Genomic DNA, 18,837 nt, shown 5'->3' on the forward strand with positions numbered 1-18,837 from the left:
AAACTTATAACTATGTCATTGCGAGTGGAACGGAGTGGAACGCAGCAATCCCAAGAGTTTTGGGTAATTTACAGTTCGTTACATAGTTGGGTTGATTAGCATCTACCTACTTATCATATTTTCACCATTTCTATGTATTTTGGTCGCTAGAACCGTTGTTTTAGGTTGTAGTTAATGCCCAATTGAGAATTATTGAGCATGGTAGAAAATATGAGGATATTCATGGAGTAGTAAATCAGGTTGATTTTTTGGCATAAGATATTATGTCTTTAGGTGAATTAAATATTTAGACTTTATATTTATAAATAAAGTTAAAGGTGTTTTTCACCTTTATAAATCAATAATGAGGTTAATGATCATGTCACATCAAGTCATGCAATCGGATTTAATTGTTGACTTATCAACAGATGAACAAGAGATATTAACTGGAGGGCGCTATAGTCCTTCTCATGAAGAAGAAAACGGTAAATTTAATGGGGGTAGATTTAACGGTTCTTCTTCCTCTGATGATGATGATGATGATGAATGTCAAAAGAAAGATGGTAAATCTAAATATAACTTTTTAGTTTACCGTCCCACTATCTATAACCCCAAATTTTATATCAAAGCCTAATTAGTCATCTCTTTTATTTCCATGATTTGGAAATAAGTTTGACTACTGGAAACCCACCAATTTGAAGAATATATCAAGGTCGTAGTTATAATTTTGCACCCATCAAGATATGTAAATATTATGGGTGTATTTTATTGATCAAAATAGTTAGTTGAAATTATTTACATGTAATTTATCTTATTCAATAAATACAGTTATAAATTAATAAATACTATAATAGTCCATAAGAAATAAAAGAAATCTTTCGTATTTATAACTATGGGCGAATTACTATCATAAAAAAAATAGTTATAAATAAATTAATAGATGCCACACATCTATAGTAAATTAGTGAGGCTAACAATCATGACTTCTCAAATCACTACATCAAATTTGCTTGTAGAATTATCCACCGAAGACCAGGAACTTTTATCTGGGGGAAGAAGAAGATGTGTCCGCAAATGTTACTGGGATTGCTATCCCAAAAAATCCTACGGTGGACAAAAAGGTGGCTATGATGACAGAAATGGCTATGATGACAGAGGTGGCTATGATGATGACAGAGGTGGCTATGATGATGACAGAGGTCGCTATTAGGATGAATAAGGTAACTAAGAATGCCTAACCTCTGTCCTTCAACAACTGATAACATAACCAGGCTGAAGCCATAGATTTTTAGGTGATTTAGTTGTCTAAAGATGATCTTTGTTATATCCCGTCAGGAAATTCAGTTTCTTGCGGGATATAACTTTTACGTTTGACTTATGTAACGGATATATTGTAATTTAGAATATGCAATCTGTAATCTTTGAATTATATCAAATGTTATTAAATCAGCAAATATCAGAATATCTTCTGGTTTTTACTAATCCTAATTCTAAGATTCTATGCTGATTTAATAGCTGTATTACTTGGGAGATAAATCACTATAATCGAAAATGTATTTAGCCTAATCAAAAGCTATATTTTTATCTTTTTTAATTCTAACTCTAGGAGAAGTGAATTTTCAACAAACATATTTACAAATAGAAGAGAGGATTACAAACTTAACACTTACTTAATTTAAGTGAGTAAACTCTAAACTATTAATTGAGGTGAACAATTATGTCAGATCAAAACATTTCATCTGAGTTATTGACTGAATTATCCGCAGAAGATCAGGAACTACTCTCCGGTGGTCACTACTGGGGTGGTGGCTGGGGTCGTCCACGCTGGGGTGGTGGCTGGGGTCGTCCACGCTGGGGTGGTGGCTGGGGTCGTCCACGCTGGGGTGGTGGCTATCGTCGTTGGTAATCTAATGGACTCAACTTTGAATACTGTACGATCTTGATTCAATCTAATTTTATATAGAGACGTTCTGTGGAACGTCTCTATCTTATTTTTCGGCAATATCTAAAACCAACTCACCAATCCAATTTAGTAAAATCGGATTTACTAACTCAGGTGCTTCATCTTGAGGACAATGACCTACTCCTTCCAAAGAAATAAATTTTTGGACTTGGGGAAAATTGGCTAACTCTCTACCTAAATTAATGGGTTCCCAAGGGTCAGCCGTTCCCCATAAAATAATCGCTGGACAAGATAATATAGGTAATAAGTCTTCTGGTAAAGGTCCGCTGGAATAAGCAGTAAAAGCCAAGAATACAGCAGCAGCACCTGAATCTTTCGCTGGTGTCATCAAAATCTCTACTAATTCATCTGTGACTGTTTCCCCGTTAGCATAGGCTTGTAAAAGAATATTTTTGACTGTTTTCGGTTGAGCGAGGCGATTGAAAAAGAAATCACCTACTTGTTTAATAGATAAAAAGTTTTGCAAAATTGGCGCACCAACCCGCTTTATCCAAGGTAAAGTAATGCGTTTGCGATCGTGCAATAATCGCAAAGAACAATTAAGTAAAGCAGTTCCCAAAGTCATATCCGGGTTAATTACCGCAGCTTGCATGGCGACAATACAACCAATGGAATTTCCCACTAAAAACGCTGGTTCACCCACTACTTCCCGACAAAAATCAACTATTTGCTGTCCCCAGGTTTCTAGTGTGTAGGTAATTTTTTCTCCTGGTGTCGGTTTGGCTGAACCGCCAAAGCCTATTAAATCAATGGCATAAACTCGACAACTTTCTGCTAAAACTGGGATATTTTTGCGCCAGTGCTGCCATGATGCCCCAAATCCATGGATGAGGATTACAGCAGGGCCTGTAGTCCCTTGGGTTTGGTAACAAATTGGGAAACCTTGCCAAAGCCAGATTTTTGTAGAGGTGGTCATAGGAAATATGATCGAAGATTACTTTGTTCAGTATGGCAGTTGTCAATCAATCATCAAAAATCGCTCATTTTCCCAAATTCGAGACTATATTAACAATTAACAATTGATAATTGACAATTGACAATGCTTAATAAAGTGAAAACCTAGATCAATCAATGACAATTGATAATTGACTGGGCGCAGGCCTTGCGCCCCTACCTTGTGATTCCTTGCTTTGTAACTGCTCAATAATCTGGGGTAAATCGTTCAAGAACAAGCCTCAAATGGCGTAAAATCGCTCCCTAATAGGTAGTACGCACCCATTTATTGATGTGGATTCCTCGCTCTGATGAAAGAACTTTTTCCGAGCCTCTTACTTAGTGACTTGTACTACTTCTGTAAAATTGGCTGAGGTTTACATATCAATTTTTGGTAAATTTAATCCTAAAGTTTTCAATAAAAAATTACTATGTTTTAAAAAAGTTCGGTAAATTTTACTAGGAGATAAATTGAATACAGTCAGTATTATGATTATACTAAAGTGACTACAGTCATTTCCCTGTAATTAAAACTTATAAGGAAATTTAAAACCGCTTTAGAGATATTTTGTACAGCATTTCCATGATGTGTTGTGTTTAATTGTAAAATATTCTGAGTTGGTGAATTTATTTACAAAAATCTATGAAAGTTAGCTGGAGAATTCCCAACAATGATATAGTTAATGATGATAAAATAATTACCATTACTAGAGTCAATTATTTTACATTCTGCACCTTTTCAATTTAGACTTAAAACCGAATGCCGAAGTTAACACAAATTTTTTGTGCCTAGTTAACCACAGCGGAAATAAACTACTATTCCCAACTTTACAAAAAGCTCAAATTGTATTTAGTTTGAATGTTAAATTTTGGATTCCGCCAAGTTGTACTAGTTCTTTCGAGTCAGAGCAGATGAATATACTAGAAACAAGTGATACTCCAATTGGGAGTTATGCCCCAGATTTTGAACTGCCCGGAATTGACAAACAAGTACACCATTTAAGTCGCTATCTGGAAAAATTCCATTTAATCTGTGTGATTTCATTAAACAATGATTGTCCCTATGTAGAGATGTACATAGATAGACTCAAAAATATTCAAGCGGAATTTGCAGATAGTGGGTTTACACTGATTGGTTTAAATGGTTGTAGTGGCGAAAATGAGATGGGAGACCATTTTGAACAGATGAAAGCTTTTGCCGAGCGTCATCAACTAAATTTTCCCTATATATGGGACTCAACTCAAGATGTAACTCGCAGCTTTGGTGTAATGACGACACCTACAGCTTTTTTAATAGATCATCATGGGATTGTCCGCTATAAAGGGCAGATAGATGATCACCCCGATCAAGCATCAGCAGCGGGAGTGGATTATTTAAGAAATGCGATCGCGTGTTTATTTCAAGAACAAGAAATACAGCCAGCCCAAACCGAACAAATAGGTACTGTATTCAGATGGCGTACAACCTAACTAGACACAGATAGTCACTGTACTGCTATCTTAAATTGGAGGCAATTGCAACTTTTTTGATAAAGCGGAACTTCATGGGAACGAATTACCGACGGGTTTTACTTAAACTGAGCGGTGAAGCCTTAATGGGCAACCTGGGCTATGGCATTGATCCAGAAGTGGTCGAGGGAATAGCCAAGGAAATAGGAGAGGTGATAGCCACTGGTGTGCAGATAGCCATCGTTGTTGGCGGTGGGAATATTTTTCGAGGCGTGAAAGCAGCATCGGCGGGTATGGATCGGGCAACTGCTGATTATATCGGGATGATTGCTACGGTAATGAACGCCATGACCTTGCAAGATTCTCTAGAACGGATGGGAATACAGACAAGGGTACAAACGGCGATCGCTATGCAAGAACTAGCAGAACCATATATTCGCCGTCGAGCCATCCGTCATCTAGAAAAAGGGCGGGTGGTAATTTTTGGGGCTGGTTCAGGCAATCCCTTCTTTACCACAGATACGACTGCGGCCTTAAGAGCCGCAGAAATTGAAGCAGAAGTGATTTTTAAAGCTACCAAAGTAGACGGTATCTACGATGCTGATCCCAAACTTCATCCTGATGCCAAACGGTTTACGACTCTTACCTACGCCCACGTTTTGGCTAAAGATTTGCGAGTCATGGATAGTACCGCAATTGCCTTATGTAAAGAAAATAATCTCCCCATTCTAGTATTTGACCTAACGGTGCGAGGTAACATCCACCGGGCAGTCATGGGAGAATCCATTGGCACCCTTGTGGGAGGTTCTTGTGAAATTAGCTGAAGCTCAAGAGACAATGCAGAAAACCGTTGAGTCCACTCAACGAGCTTTTAATACCATTCGCACTGGTCGCGCTAATGCGAGTTTATTAGATAAGGTACAAGTGGAGTATTACGGTACACCCACATCCTTAAAATCACTAGCAAACATTAGCACACCAGATTCTTCAACCATCCTGATTCAGCCTTACGATAAGAGCAGCTTGAATATTATTGAAAAAGCCATCTCTTTATCCGACGTGGGTTTAACAACCAATAACGACGGGACTGTGATTCGGTTGAATATTCCGCCATTAACCAGCGATCGCCGGAAAGAATTTGTTAAACTTGCGGCTAAGTATGCAGAGGAAGGCCGTGTAGCAATTCGCAATATCCGCCGAGATGCTATAGACTCTATCCGCAAACAGGAAAAAAGTGCTGAAATCTCAGAAGATGAATCACGGGATCAACAAGACAAACTCCAAAAGCTGACTAACAAGCACACAGAAAAAATTGACCACTTGTTGGCAGAAAAGGAAAAAGACATCACCACTGTCTAATCTGGGGACTCTTTCATGGGGTGACAGGGTGATGGGGAGACAAAACAAGTTAAAAGTCAAAATTCAAGAATTTCTGCCTCTTGCCTGTTCCCTGTTCCCTGTTCCCTGTTCCCATATTCACTAAAAATTTATAAAAAATCATAAACCCTTATATATACTAGAAAATCAACTAACTAAAATAAAAAGCAAAAATTAGCCATTATGTACGACTGTATCATCGTCGGTGCTGGACCAGCAGGTGGAACAGCAGCATATCATCTAGCCAAAAAAGGTCGCTCAGTTTTAGTTTTAGAAAAAGAATCCTTGCCCAGATATAAGCCTTGTGGCGGTGGTGTGTCACCAGCGATCGCTCAATGGTTCGATTTTGACTTTAGCCCCGCCATTTCCGTAAAAGCCGACTCTTTGAGCTTCACTTGGAAATTAGGCGACCCTGTAGAAGCAAAAATTGATACCAAAGATCCAGTTTGGATGGTACGGCGAGATATTTTCGATCATTTTCTAGTTCAACAAGCCCAAAACCAAGGGGCTGAACTACGGGACAATACAGAAGTCACCGGGATCGAATTTAAAACCGATCATTGGCAAGTTAATACAGCTAATGGACCAGTTACAGGCCGCTATCTGATTGCTGCCGATGGTGCAAAAGGTTCAATGGCTAAATGGCTAGGTTTTAAAGAACGCAAACGCCGATTAGCAGGAGCATTAGAAGCCGAAATTCCCGCAACTGTCGAGAAAAAAACCACAATTCACTTTGAATTTGGCTTAGTCAAAAATGGCTATATTTGGAACTTCCCCAAAGCTGACTCTTATTCCATCGGCGTGGGAACATTTATTGGTGGTGAACCCCAAGACTTTAAGAAAATTTTAGATGAATATGCCAAATCTTTTAATGTAGATGTCAAAAATAGTAAACAATATGGTCATCCCCTGTGTATTTGGGATGGAAACCAAAAACTGCACACCCAAAACGCAGTTTTAGCTGGAGAAGCAGCTTGTGTAGTTGATCCCTTTACAGCCGAAGGCATTCGTCCTTCTATTTTTAGCGGTGTTCTAGCCGCAGGATTTATTAACGATGCTTTGAGTGGTGATATTAATGCCCTAGCTAATTATACCGATGCCATTAACGAACAATGGGGAAGCGATATGGCTTGGGCGCAAAAACTAGCAGGAGCATTTTATCGCTTCCCTGGTATTGGCTACAAAGTCGGTGTTAAACGCCCCTCTGGCGCTCAAATCATGGGCAAAATTCTCTGTGGAGAATTACGTTATGGTGATGTCGCCGGTCGTGCTTTAAAACGCCTAATTCCCGGTTTTGGTTGATATTAAGAGGGACAAGGGAGTAGGGGAGTAGGGGAGTAGGGGAGTAGGGGAAGTAGGGGAGCAGGGGAGCAGGGGAGCAGGGGAGCAGGGGAGCAGGGGAAAAGAATTATTACTCTTACCAATCACCAACCCTTCGGCTACGCTCAGGGCAAGTCACCAATCACCAATGACTCCTATTCCTCAATATCAGCGTCATGGAGAGCAGGATATTCCTTAACGATCACTAACTCTGTATGATCTTCTTCATACTTACCCCATTGATCTAACACATCTTTAATCAAGACTTCTTGCACCCAAATTTTTGCAACAACGGTGAGAGGAAGTGCTAAAAATAATCCTAAAAATCCAAAGAAAGTCACAAAAAATAACTGAGAAATTAGGGTGACAGCAGGTAGTAAAGATACTTGATGCGCCATAACTACAGGTGTAATGAAATTGCTCTCTGCTTGTTGAATAAAGAAGAAGAGAATAAAAACAGCAACAGCTTTCCAGGGACTATCCAAAAGAGCGATCGCCATAGCAGGAACTACACTCATAGTTGGACCCAAATTAGGAATTAAATTCATAAATCCTGCTAACACCGACAAAGCTAATGCGGCTTTAATGTGTAAAATTGATAAACCTATCAAACTCATCAAACCGACGACAAAAACACCAATTGCTGCACCTGTAACCCATCCTCCTAAAGAAACTTCGCACTGTTCTACAATTCCTCCTACCCGTCGCCGATAAAAGGAGGGAAATATGCGGATAAATACTTTCTGATAAGCATCAGGATCAACTAGAAACATTCCGGTTAAAACCAGAACCAAGAGAATTTTGAGGACTACTTCTAAAGATCCAGAAACAAAAGCAAAAGAGTTACCTAATAGGCGATTAAATAGCGGTTGTGCTTGTTCAATCAAACTATTCAAATCCGGTATGTAGGGTAATAATTGTTGAGGAATATGAGTTCTTTGTTCATCAATCCAACTATTAAACCGCTCAAATCCTTGGGGAACTCTATAGGTGAGTTCATTAAATTGCTGGATAAAAGGTGGTACAATTAACCAGAAAAAACAGATCACACCAGCAAAGAAAATTCCTACAGATAATAAAACTGCTAATCCTCGTTTTATTCCTAAACTTTGCAAACGTTGAGCTAAACGATTTAAAGTCGTCGCTAAAACAACAGCAGCAAATATCAGCAGCAAAACTTCACGAAGTTGCCATAATATATATAAAGATATAATTAAGGCCATTAAACCTATCCATTGACCAAGATTCACAAGCGAGACTCCCAGCTTGATAAGATACTTTTTATGACAATGCAGTTAGATTAGCTGATTTTAGCTACACTACTGACATTTTTTGTGTTAATTTTCTTTTTGTTTTGGTATTCTCAACAGTAAAGTTGTTGCCATAATCACAGTTGGTAATAAAACTATAATTAGCACATTCGTCACTGTGGCTGGAATCCATAAAAACGGCGCAGCATATTTAATTAATACTGATAGCAAAGCCGAAAACAATAATAGCTTCAGCAAAAATCCTAGTTGATTTTCCATGATAGTACGGTAATACACATAATTTTATGGGGCATATACTAATTTAGACTTTACAGCAACAGATAGTTTAGTAATTGTTAGAATTTTTGTAAGCAGAATAGACTGAATAATTCAAAGTTTGTAGTCAGGACTTTAGTCCTAATTTAAGGGCTGAAGCCCTTACTACCAAATTATCTCAATATTTTTACATTACTTAATCTACTTTGATTTATTTTCGTCTACTTACTTATCGGCTGGATTTGATGCTTTGATTTCCAAAGTTATTCTATTCTCCCATTGCCATGATATATCTACCGGTTTCATTACTGCTATTTATGGTGTTATTGATGTTGCTGCCATTTATTTGGTTTGCGGTAGCAGTAGATGTGGTGGAAATTGCGGTAGCTAAGTTGGGTTTTATCCTAACATTGCTTTTTTATTATTGGTACTAGTGATAGTTACCAGCACAATCAATATTCCCATCTACCGCTTAGAAGCTCCAGTTCAATTAACGGATGAATTTGCAGCACTGTGGGTAAGAGAATTTTGGGGGATTCCCTTAAGGAAAATGCAACGTTCTACCGTGATAGCTCTGAATGTAGGTGGTGGATTGATACCAGTGGTTTTGGCATTATACCAGTTTTCCCAGGGAAATACACTGGCAATTCTTTTAGTTACAGCAATTGTGACTGTTGTCAGCTACTTTGCAGCCAGGGTAGTACCAGGAATTGGTATTCAAATGAATCCCTTGCTTGCACCGTTGAGTGCGGCTGTTTCTGCAATGCTTATAGCCTCATCTCATGCTGCACCTGTAGCTTTTGCGGGTGGTGTACTGGGTACTTTGATTGGCGCTGATTTGCTACATCTCAAGGACATTCAAGCCATGAGTTCAGGTGTGTTGAGCATTGGCGGTGCTGGTGTATTTGATGGGATTGCTTTATGTGGACTATTTGCATTGTTATTAAGTTGATATTTGTCAGTTGCTAATAATTAAAGCGAGGCGAAAAGAAGCATCAGCATTCGGTGTAAGGGCGAAGCATTCGGAAAATAAACTTGGGAAAAACCGATAATTTGTCGCCCGAATGCTTCGCCCCTACTTGGGAAAAAAATGGATAATTAATTTTCTCTTCTCCTCCCTGTCACCTGTCACTTTCTTCACCCGTCAATTATCAATTGTTATTGATTTATCCAGGTTTTTAATTTATTAAGCACTGATCACTGGATTCATGAAAAAATTTGATTGAGGTAAATGAAATGCCTGTAGAAACTAATAATAAGAACCAGATGAAAACGCCGATAATTAGGCAATTTGGCGGTAGTTTGCTAATTTTATTGACTTTTTTGTTATTGCTGAATTTGATAGTTCCCAGTATATTTGGAACTCGGTTACAACAAGTTCCCTATAGTGATTTTATCGCTCAGGTGCAAGCAGGTAAAGTAGATAAAGCCATTGTCGGCAGCGATCGCATTGAATATGCAATCAAAACCCAAACTCCAGAAGGAAAAACAGTTGAACAAGTCTTTCGGACTACACCAGTCGCCATTGACTTAGATTTACCCAAAATTCTCAGACAGCATAATGTCGAATTTACCGCGCCACCACCAGCCGAAAACGCTTGGATTGGAACTTTATTAAGTTGGTTAGCTCCTCCCTTAATTTTCTTTGGGATTTGGGCATTTTTAATGAGTCGTCAAGGTGGAGGACCGGCTGCACTCACAGTGGGAAAAAGCAAAGCCCGGATTTATTCTGAAGGCAGTACCGGTGTAAAATTCCCGGATGTAGCAGGTGTAGATGAAGCCAAAGCCGAATTAGAAGAAATCATTGATTTTCTCAAAAATGCCACCAAATACACAACTTTAGGGGCAAAGATTCCCAAAGGTGTATTATTAGTTGGACCTCCTGGTACTGGAAAAACATTACTAGCAAAAGCGATCGCTGGGGAAGCCAGTGTTCCTTTTTTCAGTATCTCCGGTTCGGAATTTATCGAATTATTCGTTGGTGTTGGTGCAGCACGAGTCCGCGATTTATTTGAACAAGCCAAACAACAAGCACCCTGTATTGTCTTTATTGACGAATTAGACGCACTGGGTAAATCGCGCGGTGGTCCCGGTGGTTTTGTTGGTGGGAACGATGAACGGGAACAAACCCTCAACCAATTACTCACGGAAATGGATGGTTTTGATGCTAACACTGGTGTCATTATTATCGCTGCTACCAACCGTCCCGAAATCCTTGATCCCGCCTTACGTCGTCCTGGTCGTTTTGACCGTCAAGTAGTCGTGGATAGACCTGATAAAATCGGTCGGGAAGCCATTCTCAAAGTCCACGCTAGAAATGTAAAATTAGCCGAAGATGTGGATTTAGGAATTATTGCTACCCGGACTCCCGGCTTTGCTGGTGCAGATTTAGCTAACCTGGTCAATGAAGCCGCTTTATTAGCAGCTAGAAACAACCGCCAAGCCGTAATTATGGTAGATTTTAATGAAGCCATTGAACGGTTAGTTGCAGGGTTAGAAAAACGTTCTCGTGTCTTAAATGAAATCGAGAAAAAAACCGTCGCTTATCACGAAGTTGGACACGCTATTATTGGCTCATTAATGCCCGGTGCTGGTAAAGTTGAGAAAATTTCCGTTGTTCCTCGTGGTGTCGGTGCATTGGGTTATACAATCCAAATGCCAGAAGAAGACCGCTTTTTAATGATAGAAGATGAAATTCGCGGACGGATTGCTACGTTATTAGGTGGACGTTCGGCTGAAGAAATTGTTTTTGGAAAAGTATCTACCGGCGCTGCTGACGATATCCAAAAAGCCACTGACTTAGCAGAACGGACTGTTACCATTTATGGTATGAGTAACAAACTCGGTCCAGTAGCTTTCGAGAAAATTCAACAGCAGTTTATTGAAGGCTATGGAAATCCTCGTCGAGCGATTAGTCCCCAAGTAGCAGAAGACATTGACCACGAAGTTAAGCAGATAGTGGATAATGCTCATCACATTGCCTTAACTATTCTCCACTTTAACCGCGATTTACTAGAAGAAATTGCCCAGGAATTGTTACAAAAAGAAATTCTTGAAGGTGGCTATCTCCGGGAACGTATTACTCAAGCTCAAGCACCAGCAGAACTCACAGAATGGCTGAGAACTGGTCAGTTGGAAAATGACAAACCTTTGATGCAAACTTTGTTAGTGTGAACTACCACACACTGACTTTCGGTACAGCGTGGGCTTCCCAATTCATTGGGAAGTTTTTTCCGCCTTATATCCCGCCACTGATTCACAAGTACCAAATTCAGTGGGGGACTTACGGCGAATAGTCAACTGAATTTTTACTGGTTATTATTAAAACTCAATAATGAAGTAAATATAACGATATGTGTATTATTCCCTGATTGTATTAATTAAGAAATGAAAACTTTATTTATGAAAATCAATAAATCATCAACTTAAACCTCATCCATCTTGAAAACTTGAGTTTTCGCCATAGAAAAAACTATGGATTTCAACTTGGAAGGGGTTTATTTAGCAAAAAATTACACTAACTCAATTTTTTGGTTATGTTACCTCTTTTATGTACATCTAAAAAATAATTTTGTAAATGAGTGGTGAGACACCTTTGATTAATTTCCTAATATGGTTTAGGATATGGCAGAAATTACAATAATGTAGATTCAGTGACGATAATTGCAAAGTTACCCAATCCTTTAGGCATACTTCGCAAAAATTTATACTAACTACCATTCTCAACCTTCATTGTGCTGATTTTTAAAGAAAATTCCAGTCCAAATAGACATACCTATAGAGCCTTGAATAAGCTACTTTTGAGAGGTAAATCTGTGAGGGTTATGGCCTGTATGCTGCCCTTATTCATCTGGTGGGGATGCAAAGCAGTACAAAGCCACTTTGTACAACCACAAGCAATATTAGTTTTAGGTGGTTCTACTCGCCTATTAGAAAGGGAAAAGTTTACAGCAAAATTAGCTCACCAACATCCAAATATACCCATTTGGATTTCTGGAGGCAGTCCACCTCAGTATACTAAAAAAATATTTGCTAATGCCGGCATTGATCCCCGACGTTTAAACTTAGATTATGAAGCTGTAGACACAGTTACTAACTTTACGACCTTAGTGGATGAATTGCGATCGCGTGGAATTAAAAGTGTCTATTTAATTACATCTGACTTTCATATGCGCCGTGCTTGTGTAGTTGGTGAAATTGTTTTAGGTAGTCGGGGAATGAACTTCAAACCCGTACCAGTTCCTTCCCAAAGTTCACCAGAACCGATTGAAAAATCTATCCGGGATGGAGTCAGGGCAGTGATTTGGTTAGCTACAGGCTATACAGGTGCTGATAGTGCAGTGAGAAAATAAGCCATCAAACTCTTATCTGTTCCCTGTTCCCTATTCCCTATTCCCTATTCTCTGTTCCCTGTTCCCTGTTCCCTATTCCCTATTCCCTTATCTCAAGCAACAATTTAAATTTTTAATTTTGGATATCCCCATTTCCCAATATCTCCACAATTTGATACCCTAGCTTAAACAGTTTTGAGAAAAGTTAAAGCGTGGAAATTCAACTTGGGCGGGGAAAAATGGCTCGTCGAGCCTATGGAATTGATGAAATTGCTTTAGTCCCTGGTAAAAGAACGCTCGATCCGAGTTTAGCTGATACTCAGTGGAAAATTGGCAATATCGAGCGAAACATCCCCATTATTGCCAGTGCAATGGATGGTGTTGTTGATGTAAATATGGCTGTTCGCCTGTCCCAATTGGGAGCATTAGGCGTGATTAACTTAGAGGGTATTCAAACTCGCTATGCTGACCCCGAACCGATTTTAGATCGGATTGCCTCTGTCGGTAAAGATGAATTTGTTAGCCTCATGCAAGAACTTTATGCCGAACCAATAAAGCCGGAATTAATTGAAAAACGTATTCAGGAAATTAAACAACAAGGCGGTATTGCGGCAGTTAGCGCAACTCCAGCAGGTGCAAGCAAATATGGTGAATTTGTAGCTAAAGCAGGAGCAGATTTATTTTTTATCCAAGCTACAGTAGTTTCTACTGCTCACCTATCTCCAGAGTCTATTACTCCACTTGATTTAGCAGAATTTTGCCGTTCTATGCCCATCCCTGTGGCATTAGGAAATTGTGTAACTTATGAAGTCACCTTGGATTTAATGAAAGCTGGTGCAGCAGCAGTATTAGTGGGTATTGGACCCGGTGCTGCTTGTACTTCCCGTGGAGTGCTGGGTGTAGGCGTACCTCAAGCTACAGCGATCGCCGATTGTACAGCCGCTAGAGACGATTATTACCGGGAAACTGGTCAATATGTCCCTATCATCGCTGACGGCGGTCTTATCACCGGTGGAGACATCTGTAAATGTATCGCCTGTGGCGCTGATGGCGTGATGATTGGTTCTCCATTTGCCAGAGCCGCTGAAGCTCCAGGGCGTGGTTATCACTGGGGTATGGCAACTCCCAGCCCAGTATTACCCCGTGGTACTCGCATTCGTGTTGGTACTACTGGAACTCTAGAACAAATACTCACAGGTCCAGCAGGTTTAGATGACGGTACTCATAATCTTTTAGGCGCTTTAAAGACCAGTATGGGGACTTTAGGTGCTAAAAATATCAAGGAAATGCAGCAAGTTGAAGTTGTCATTGCCCCTTCCCTGCTAACTGAAGGCAAGGTTTACCAAAAAGCCCAACAGTTAGGTATGGGCAAATAACTCAACGGGTCAGTGGTCAGTGGTCAATAGTCAGTGGTCAGTGGTCAGTGGTCAGTGGTCAATGGTCAATGGTTAGTAGCCATCGTTAAGGGTTTTCGGCTGACAACGGACAACTGACAACTTCAAAAACTTTTCTAGTGGTCTGAAAGAATCACTGGAAAAATCATATATCTAGCCTACAATAGAGATAGCGGAGACAAATGTTTCCGTTCACTCCTCACACCACACTCCGCCCGGACTATTGTTCGGGCGGTTCCTTATGTAGTCTAAATTCTCTAGTATTTGTAAATGTATATCCTTTACTCCTAAGAGGATGTTTTTGCTATGGTAGAATTTTCACCAAGATCAGAAATATCATAGGCAAAGGTTTTTAGGTATGTCAGCAGCGACAAACGTTACAGATTCAAGCTTTAAGGAAGATGTACTCGACAGCGAAGTTCCCGTATTAGTAGACTTTTGGGCTCCCTGGTGTGGTCCATGCCGAATGGTAGCCCCTATTGTCGAAGAAATTGCAGCTCAGTACGAAGGACAAATCAAGGTTGTGAAAGTCAATACTGATGAAAATCCTCAGATTGCTAGTCAGTATGGTATTCGTAGTATTCCCACATTAATGATTTTCAAAGATGGACAAAAAGTAGATATGGTTGTCGGTGCTGTACCTAAAACCACTTTATCTAACACTTTGGAAAAGTATCTTTCCCCTCCTCAATAGGCAAAAAACCCCTCTTGAGTTATTCAATTACAAGATAAATTATTGGGCGAAAATGGTACTTCCCCTACCTTTTTTACAAAATCTAAAAAGTCTAGGGATAGTACCATTTTTGTAGAGCAACTAATAAGTCCAACAATTGACAATTACCTTGCTCTGGAAGTGGGAGGATTGAGAAAGAAAAATTTTTTGGCTTTTTTCTCCCTTAAAGTAGAAGTTTTCATTAAACCGTTAACTCAAAATGAAGCCCTTTTTGGAAGGTAATTCAAAATCTAATTTAAACTTAAAATCGCTTAAATTTTCTCAAATTTCCATAAACCTCCAGGTGGTACATTAAGTATTTTTATTACCTTCAAAAAATAAGTTTGATCCTGCTCTAATTTATGAAATAAACTACTATTGTTTTGCATAAATAAAATATGATTATATTCTGAATAAATCTCCATTAAACTATCATTTGCCACGGGGAGTAAATTAACTTCTGGTAAATAGCAACTTAAGGTAAGAATTCCCCCCAAATTAATAGAAGAGTCATTAATTACTAACAAAGGTTTCTCTAATTGTTTGAGAACTTGACCTGTCTCTATGATAAATTTACCGTCCGATTGTATCCACCAATTCTGGGCTTGGAAAAATCTCACATCTGAAATCAACCCAGCGACGAGTAATCCGACTATGATAAATTGAAAGACTTTTGTCTGGTAGGTCTTGTCTTGGCAAATATGAACAGCTAAAATATAGGCTACTATAATTTCAACACTAAGATATAAAGGCAGTTGGTAGCGAAATTGAATAGAGCGAATTCCTCCTGAAAGTAAATCATATATCAATAAAAATGAACTAGTAAATCCTCCTAATAAAAAAATCAATAAACTTGTTTGATTACTGGGAAATTTCAGCAGAAAAAACCCTAAGTAAATAATTAAACTTAAACTAAATATTAATGCAGAAATACTATAAAATAAAGATCCTTCCAGAGTAAAACTATTAAAAATGAGTATGTCTGAAGTTAAATTAAGATCGAAAAATATGCGAGTAACTCGAATCAAAAAAATAGCAATTAGTTCAAAAGGATTATTTATGAATTTTTCTGCCGAACTTGAAGTTAGCTCGATAGCTATACTAATATGATTGATGATCACCATCAACCAAGGTGAAAACATTAAGAAAGCCGCAATAGTAACTAATAGATAATTCAACAAGGTTTTAGTAAGTCGAAACTTTTGTTGAATAATTACATAAATACCATGAGATATTATTACCAAAACTGTGAATAAATGAGTGTATAATCCCATAACTAAGGTGAGAGTATACACCCCCCAATTTACTTTATTTTCTTTGCTGATTGCACGCAACAAAACAGCACTCGATCCTAAAATTTCTACCATCCATAAACTGTATTGACGTGCTTCTTGAGCAAAGAATAATTGCAAAGGAGAAACCGCAACTAATGCCATTGCAATCCACCCCACTAGAGCAGAATCAAATAACTCTAAACACAGCCAATACACGCTAGGAAATATTAACAGACTAATTAGTGCTGATAAACTTCTAACTCCAGTAGGTGAATCTCCAAATACTTGCGCCCACAATCTCACCATCACATAATACAAGGGGGGGTGCTGCGGATCTGAAGTGATTAAGTAATTAATCGTGTCAGCTACACTATGATTTGGGTTAATGTGCTGATATTTGTTGAAATTGGTAATAGGAATTATGCCTTGGTGATGAGAAACTTCCTGTTTTAGTTCAGCTACTGTATAACCAGAAATGGCTACGGATGTCCAAGATTCATCACAGCAGTATATTTTCTGGTCTAGATGAGCAAAACGGAAGAAAATACCGAATCCTATGAGGACTATTACTAAGATTTTTAACCACGTTGGGGGATTAACTTTTGCTACTAATTGTGGCGTATCCATTTATTAAATATATTTTATGACTGGAGTTTATACTCAATGAGCAAAATACAGCTACAATTACCCACAAGCTAACAGTAAAAATTATATCACGTAAAATAACTATGAGGCGAATATGATCGAGATTTCGACTTCATTGAGTTTGAATTTTGAAAAAATCTCAGTATTTGTAGGGTAAGTTAGCGATCGCACCCTACGTATAGTTCAAAAATCAAATAGGAGTTCTATAGGTTAAAATATAGTGCCATTATTAGGGCAGCACTTATGACCTCTGAAGCGTATTCTCCTTCATTAGATTCTCTCCAAGCGGATATTGCTGAATTAATAGATCGTTTACCGACACTAAAACATCGGCAATTTATTCAGCAGTCTCTCTCCACAATTTTGCGTCTTGCTGATAGTGAAATCGAACGTCTTGATTGGAAAATATTATCTGCTGCTTTAGCAGATATGGAGCGTGGTTTCCAGTTATTTTATGACTACCGTCATGTTCGTAAAATTACTATTTTTGGTTCTGCGCGTTTAGCACCAGATACACCAGCATACCAAATGGCGGTTGAATTTAGTCGCGCTGTTTCTGAACTAGGATTTATGATTATGACCGGTGGTGGTGGTGGTATTATGCAAGCTGGTCAAGAAGGTGCAGGTAGAGAAAATTCTTTTGGTTTAAATATTCAGTTACCTTTTGAGCAACAAGCTAATCCCATTATTGAAGGTGATTCTAAACTAATTAACTTCAAATATTTCTTCACCCGCAAGTTATTTCTCCTCAAAGAAAGTGATGCTGTGGCTTTATTTCCTGGTGGTTTTGGGACTCAAGATGAGGCTTTTGAATGTATGACATTAAGCCAAACAGGTAAATTTGGTCCAGTCCCTTTAGTGTTAATTGATCACCCTGGTGGTGATTATTGGCGTTCTTGGAGTAAATATATTGATGAGCAATTGGTAAAAACTGGGCTGGTTAGTCCAGATGATCCTAGTTTATACACTATTACAGATAATCTCCAAGTTGCCTGTAATGCCATTACTGGTTTTTACCAAGTTTATCACTCTAGCCGTTATGTCGGTGATCGGTTAGTGATTAGATTGAGAGAAGATTTATCTGATGCTCAAGTTGAAGAACTTAATCATAACTTCAGTGATATTCTAGTGACTGGCAAAATTACTAAGAGTCAAGTATTACCTGAAGAAGGGCAAGGTGAAACATCTGATTTACCTCGCTTAGTTTTATATTTCAATCAACGCGATTTGGGACGTTTATATCAAATGATTGGGATAATTAATCAAGTAGGAATTCCCACACCGGAGGAAGCCGCACATCCAGAAAGAAAATAGATGATAGCAATCTGTTTAGTATCCAAAATATAGTAGGGAACAGGGAATAGGGAACAGGGAATACAGAGATTGTTGTTTTTCCAAAAATGTTGAATTAATTTTACTGCGGTACTTGTACCTAGAATTTCTGATGATCATCAGTGTGAATATCACGTTTTTTTACAATTATATGAACAAGATTCTAGATGTGAATAATGTGATCTACTCTACTCATAAATTAGTAAAATACTAGTTATTATGACTCAATACTGATAAATATAATCAGGCTCGTATATTAGTAGAAGTTGCTAATTGAGCGATCGCGCATAAGTTACAGGAGATAAAGTAATTACAAATTACAAACAACTAATTAGCAACTTGGGTGATGAATACAAGAAACAAGATAGAGGAATTTAAATATGTTGGAATTGTTAGGATCAGGTTTTTTGTCTCTATGGCTGAAATAGCTAGGGTGCAGGTCAGGCCTTTAGATGCCTTGGGTGTATTGGCTTGGGAAGGTAGCACCAGCTTGATTCTTGTCCCTGATCCTAGTCCAGCAGGCGCTCTAACAGTTCAAGAATATCTTAAAGGTTTAATTACATCAAAATTAATTGACCAAAGTCTGATTTCCCATCAAGGTA

The 18,837-nt window shown here is 38.6% G+C and carries 15 protein-coding genes and 3 pseudogenes; 14 read left to right on the forward strand and 4 right to left on the reverse strand.

Annotated elements, in window-relative coordinates; translation table 11 throughout:
* Nucleotides 1-358 precede the first annotated feature (358 nt).
* The 3 genes from FJR38_RS01170 to FJR38_RS01180 all read left to right on the forward strand — a co-directional run bounded on the left by FJR38_RS01170 (nt 359) and on the right by FJR38_RS01180 (nt 1,885).
* Complete coding sequence (locus FJR38_RS01170; RefSeq protein WP_168493396.1) at nt 359-613, forward strand: hypothetical protein; 255 nt, start codon at nt 359-361, stop codon at nt 611-613.
* A 345-nt stretch (nt 614-958) separates the two neighbouring features.
* A complete protein-coding gene (locus FJR38_RS01175; RefSeq protein ID WP_168493236.1) occupies nt 959-1,189 on the forward strand; it encodes a hypothetical protein in 231 nt (76 codons plus the stop codon).
* 507 nt (nt 1,190-1,696) lie between these two features.
* Complete coding sequence (locus FJR38_RS01180) at nt 1,697-1,885, forward strand: hypothetical protein (RefSeq protein ID WP_168493394.1); 189 nt, start codon at nt 1,697-1,699, stop codon at nt 1,883-1,885.
* An 82-nt stretch (nt 1,886-1,967) separates the two neighbouring features.
* On the opposite strand, the gene FJR38_RS01185 is transcribed toward FJR38_RS01180, so the two are convergent.
* Complete coding sequence (locus FJR38_RS01185; protein WP_168493392.1) at nt 1,968-2,858, reverse strand: alpha/beta fold hydrolase; 891 nt, start codon at nt 2,856-2,858, stop codon at nt 1,968-1,970.
* Nucleotides 2,859-3,787: 929 nt separating this feature from the next.
* Between FJR38_RS01185 and FJR38_RS01190 the strand changes: the two genes are divergently transcribed.
* From FJR38_RS01190 to FJR38_RS01205, 4 genes are all read left to right on the forward strand, one after another.
* A complete protein-coding gene (locus FJR38_RS01190) occupies nt 3,788-4,345 on the forward strand; it encodes a thioredoxin family protein (RefSeq protein WP_168493390.1) in 558 nt (185 codons plus the stop codon).
* 74 nt (nt 4,346-4,419) lie between these two features.
* Nucleotides 4,420-5,148 (forward strand): UMP kinase, encoded by a 729-nt coding sequence (gene pyrH / locus FJR38_RS01195; protein ID WP_168493388.1) that lies wholly within the window; start codon nt 4,420-4,422, stop codon nt 5,146-5,148.
* The gene (gene frr, locus FJR38_RS01200; protein ID WP_168534952.1) at nt 5,135-5,683 is read left to right on the forward strand and encodes a ribosome recycling factor; all 549 of its coding nucleotides are present in this window, start codon (nt 5,135-5,137) and stop codon (nt 5,681-5,683) included. The genes pyrH and frr overlap by 14 nt, the downstream gene beginning before the upstream one ends.
* A gap of 201 nt (nt 5,684-5,884) precedes the next feature.
* Nucleotides 5,885-7,003 carry a geranylgeranyl reductase family protein gene (locus tag FJR38_RS01205; RefSeq protein ID WP_168493384.1) on the forward strand — a complete coding sequence of 373 codons (1,119 nt, stop codon included), beginning with the start codon at nt 5,885-5,887 and terminating at the stop codon, nt 7,001-7,003.
* Nucleotides 7,004-7,176: 173 nt separating this feature from the next.
* Here FJR38_RS01205 and FJR38_RS01210 read toward each other — a convergent pair whose 3' ends face one another.
* Entirely contained in the window at nt 7,177-8,271 is a 1,095-nt protein-coding gene (locus tag FJR38_RS01210) for an AI-2E family transporter (protein ID WP_168534954.1), read from the reverse strand.
* 87 nt (nt 8,272-8,358) lie between these two features.
* On the reverse strand, nt 8,359-8,550 hold the full coding sequence (locus FJR38_RS01215) for a hypothetical protein (protein ID WP_168493381.1): 192 nt from the start codon (nt 8,548-8,550) through the stop codon (nt 8,359-8,361).
* 281 nt (nt 8,551-8,831) lie between these two features.
* Between FJR38_RS01215 and FJR38_RS01220 the strand changes: the two are divergent.
* From FJR38_RS01220 to trxA, 5 genes and pseudogenes are all read left to right on the forward strand, one after another.
* Nucleotides 8,832-9,499 (forward strand): annotated as a pseudogene (locus tag FJR38_RS01220) (DUF1614 domain-containing protein).
* Nucleotides 9,500-9,783: 284 nt separating this feature from the next.
* Nucleotides 9,784-11,721, forward strand: a complete 1,938-nt coding sequence (gene ftsH / locus FJR38_RS01225; RefSeq protein WP_168493377.1) for an ATP-dependent zinc metalloprotease FtsH — start codon at nt 9,784-9,786, stop codon at nt 11,719-11,721.
* A gap of 650 nt (nt 11,722-12,371) precedes the next feature.
* Nucleotides 12,372-12,899: a YdcF family protein gene (locus tag FJR38_RS01230; protein WP_168493375.1), complete on the forward strand. Its 528-nt coding sequence runs from the start codon at nt 12,372-12,374 to the stop codon at nt 12,897-12,899.
* Between the two features lie 191 nt (nt 12,900-13,090).
* A complete protein-coding gene (locus FJR38_RS01235; RefSeq protein ID WP_168493374.1) occupies nt 13,091-14,254 on the forward strand; it encodes a GuaB3 family IMP dehydrogenase-related protein in 1,164 nt (387 codons plus the stop codon).
* Nucleotides 14,255-14,612: 358 nt separating this feature from the next.
* A pseudogene (gene trxA / locus FJR38_RS01240) lies at nt 14,613-14,966 on the forward strand (thioredoxin); the annotation flags it as partial.
* 290 nt (nt 14,967-15,256) lie between these two features.
* Here trxA and FJR38_RS01245 read toward each other — a convergent pair.
* Entirely contained in the window at nt 15,257-16,885 is a 1,629-nt protein-coding gene (locus FJR38_RS01245) for a glycosyltransferase family 39 protein (RefSeq protein WP_168534956.1), read from the reverse strand.
* 261 nt (nt 16,886-17,146) lie between these two features.
* Between FJR38_RS01245 and FJR38_RS01250 the strand changes: the two genes are divergently transcribed.
* Both FJR38_RS01250 and FJR38_RS01255 read left to right on the forward strand, forming a co-directional pair.
* On the forward strand, nt 17,147-18,217 hold the full coding sequence (locus FJR38_RS01250; protein WP_168534958.1) for an LOG family protein: 1,071 nt from the start codon (nt 17,147-17,149) through the stop codon (nt 18,215-18,217).
* A gap of 433 nt (nt 18,218-18,650) precedes the next feature.
* Nucleotides 18,651-18,837 (forward strand): annotated as a pseudogene (locus tag FJR38_RS01255) (D-alanyl-D-alanine carboxypeptidase); the annotation flags it as partial.

This window comes from Anabaena sp. UHCC 0253 (assembly GCF_009712085.1).
In the GTDB taxonomy this organism is placed as follows: domain Bacteria; phylum Cyanobacteriota; class Cyanobacteriia; order Cyanobacteriales; family Nostocaceae; genus Dolichospermum.

Coding starts and splice junctions, on each gene's coding strand:
- FJR38_RS01170 (WP_168493396.1), top strand. CDS start 359: ATGTCACATCAAGTCATGCAATCGGATTTAATTGTTGACTTATCAACA.
- FJR38_RS01175 (WP_168493236.1), top strand. CDS start 959: ATGACTTCTCAAATCACTACATCAAATTTGCTTGTAGAATTATCCACC.
- FJR38_RS01180 (WP_168493394.1), top strand. CDS start 1,697: ATGTCAGATCAAAACATTTCATCTGAGTTATTGACTGAATTATCCGCA.
- FJR38_RS01185 (WP_168493392.1), bottom strand. CDS start 2,858: ATGACCACCTCTACAAAAATCTGGCTTTGGCAAGGTTTCCCAATTTGT.
- FJR38_RS01190 (WP_168493390.1), top strand. CDS start 3,788: ATGAATATACTAGAAACAAGTGATACTCCAATTGGGAGTTATGCCCCA.
- pyrH (WP_168493388.1), top strand. CDS start 4,420: ATGGGAACGAATTACCGACGGGTTTTACTTAAACTGAGCGGTGAAGCC.
- FJR38_RS01205 (WP_168493384.1), top strand. CDS start 5,885: ATGTACGACTGTATCATCGTCGGTGCTGGACCAGCAGGTGGAACAGCA.
- FJR38_RS01215 (WP_168493381.1), bottom strand. CDS start 8,550: ATGGAAAATCAACTAGGATTTTTGCTGAAGCTATTATTGTTTTCGGCT.
- ftsH (WP_168493377.1), top strand. CDS start 9,784: ATGCCTGTAGAAACTAATAATAAGAACCAGATGAAAACGCCGATAATT.
- FJR38_RS01230 (WP_168493375.1), top strand. CDS start 12,372: ATGGCCTGTATGCTGCCCTTATTCATCTGGTGGGGATGCAAAGCAGTA.
- FJR38_RS01245 (WP_168534956.1), bottom strand. CDS start 16,885: ATGGATACGCCACAATTAGTAGCAAAAGTTAATCCCCCAACGTGGTTA.
- FJR38_RS01250 (WP_168534958.1), top strand. CDS start 17,147: ATGACCTCTGAAGCGTATTCTCCTTCATTAGATTCTCTCCAAGCGGAT.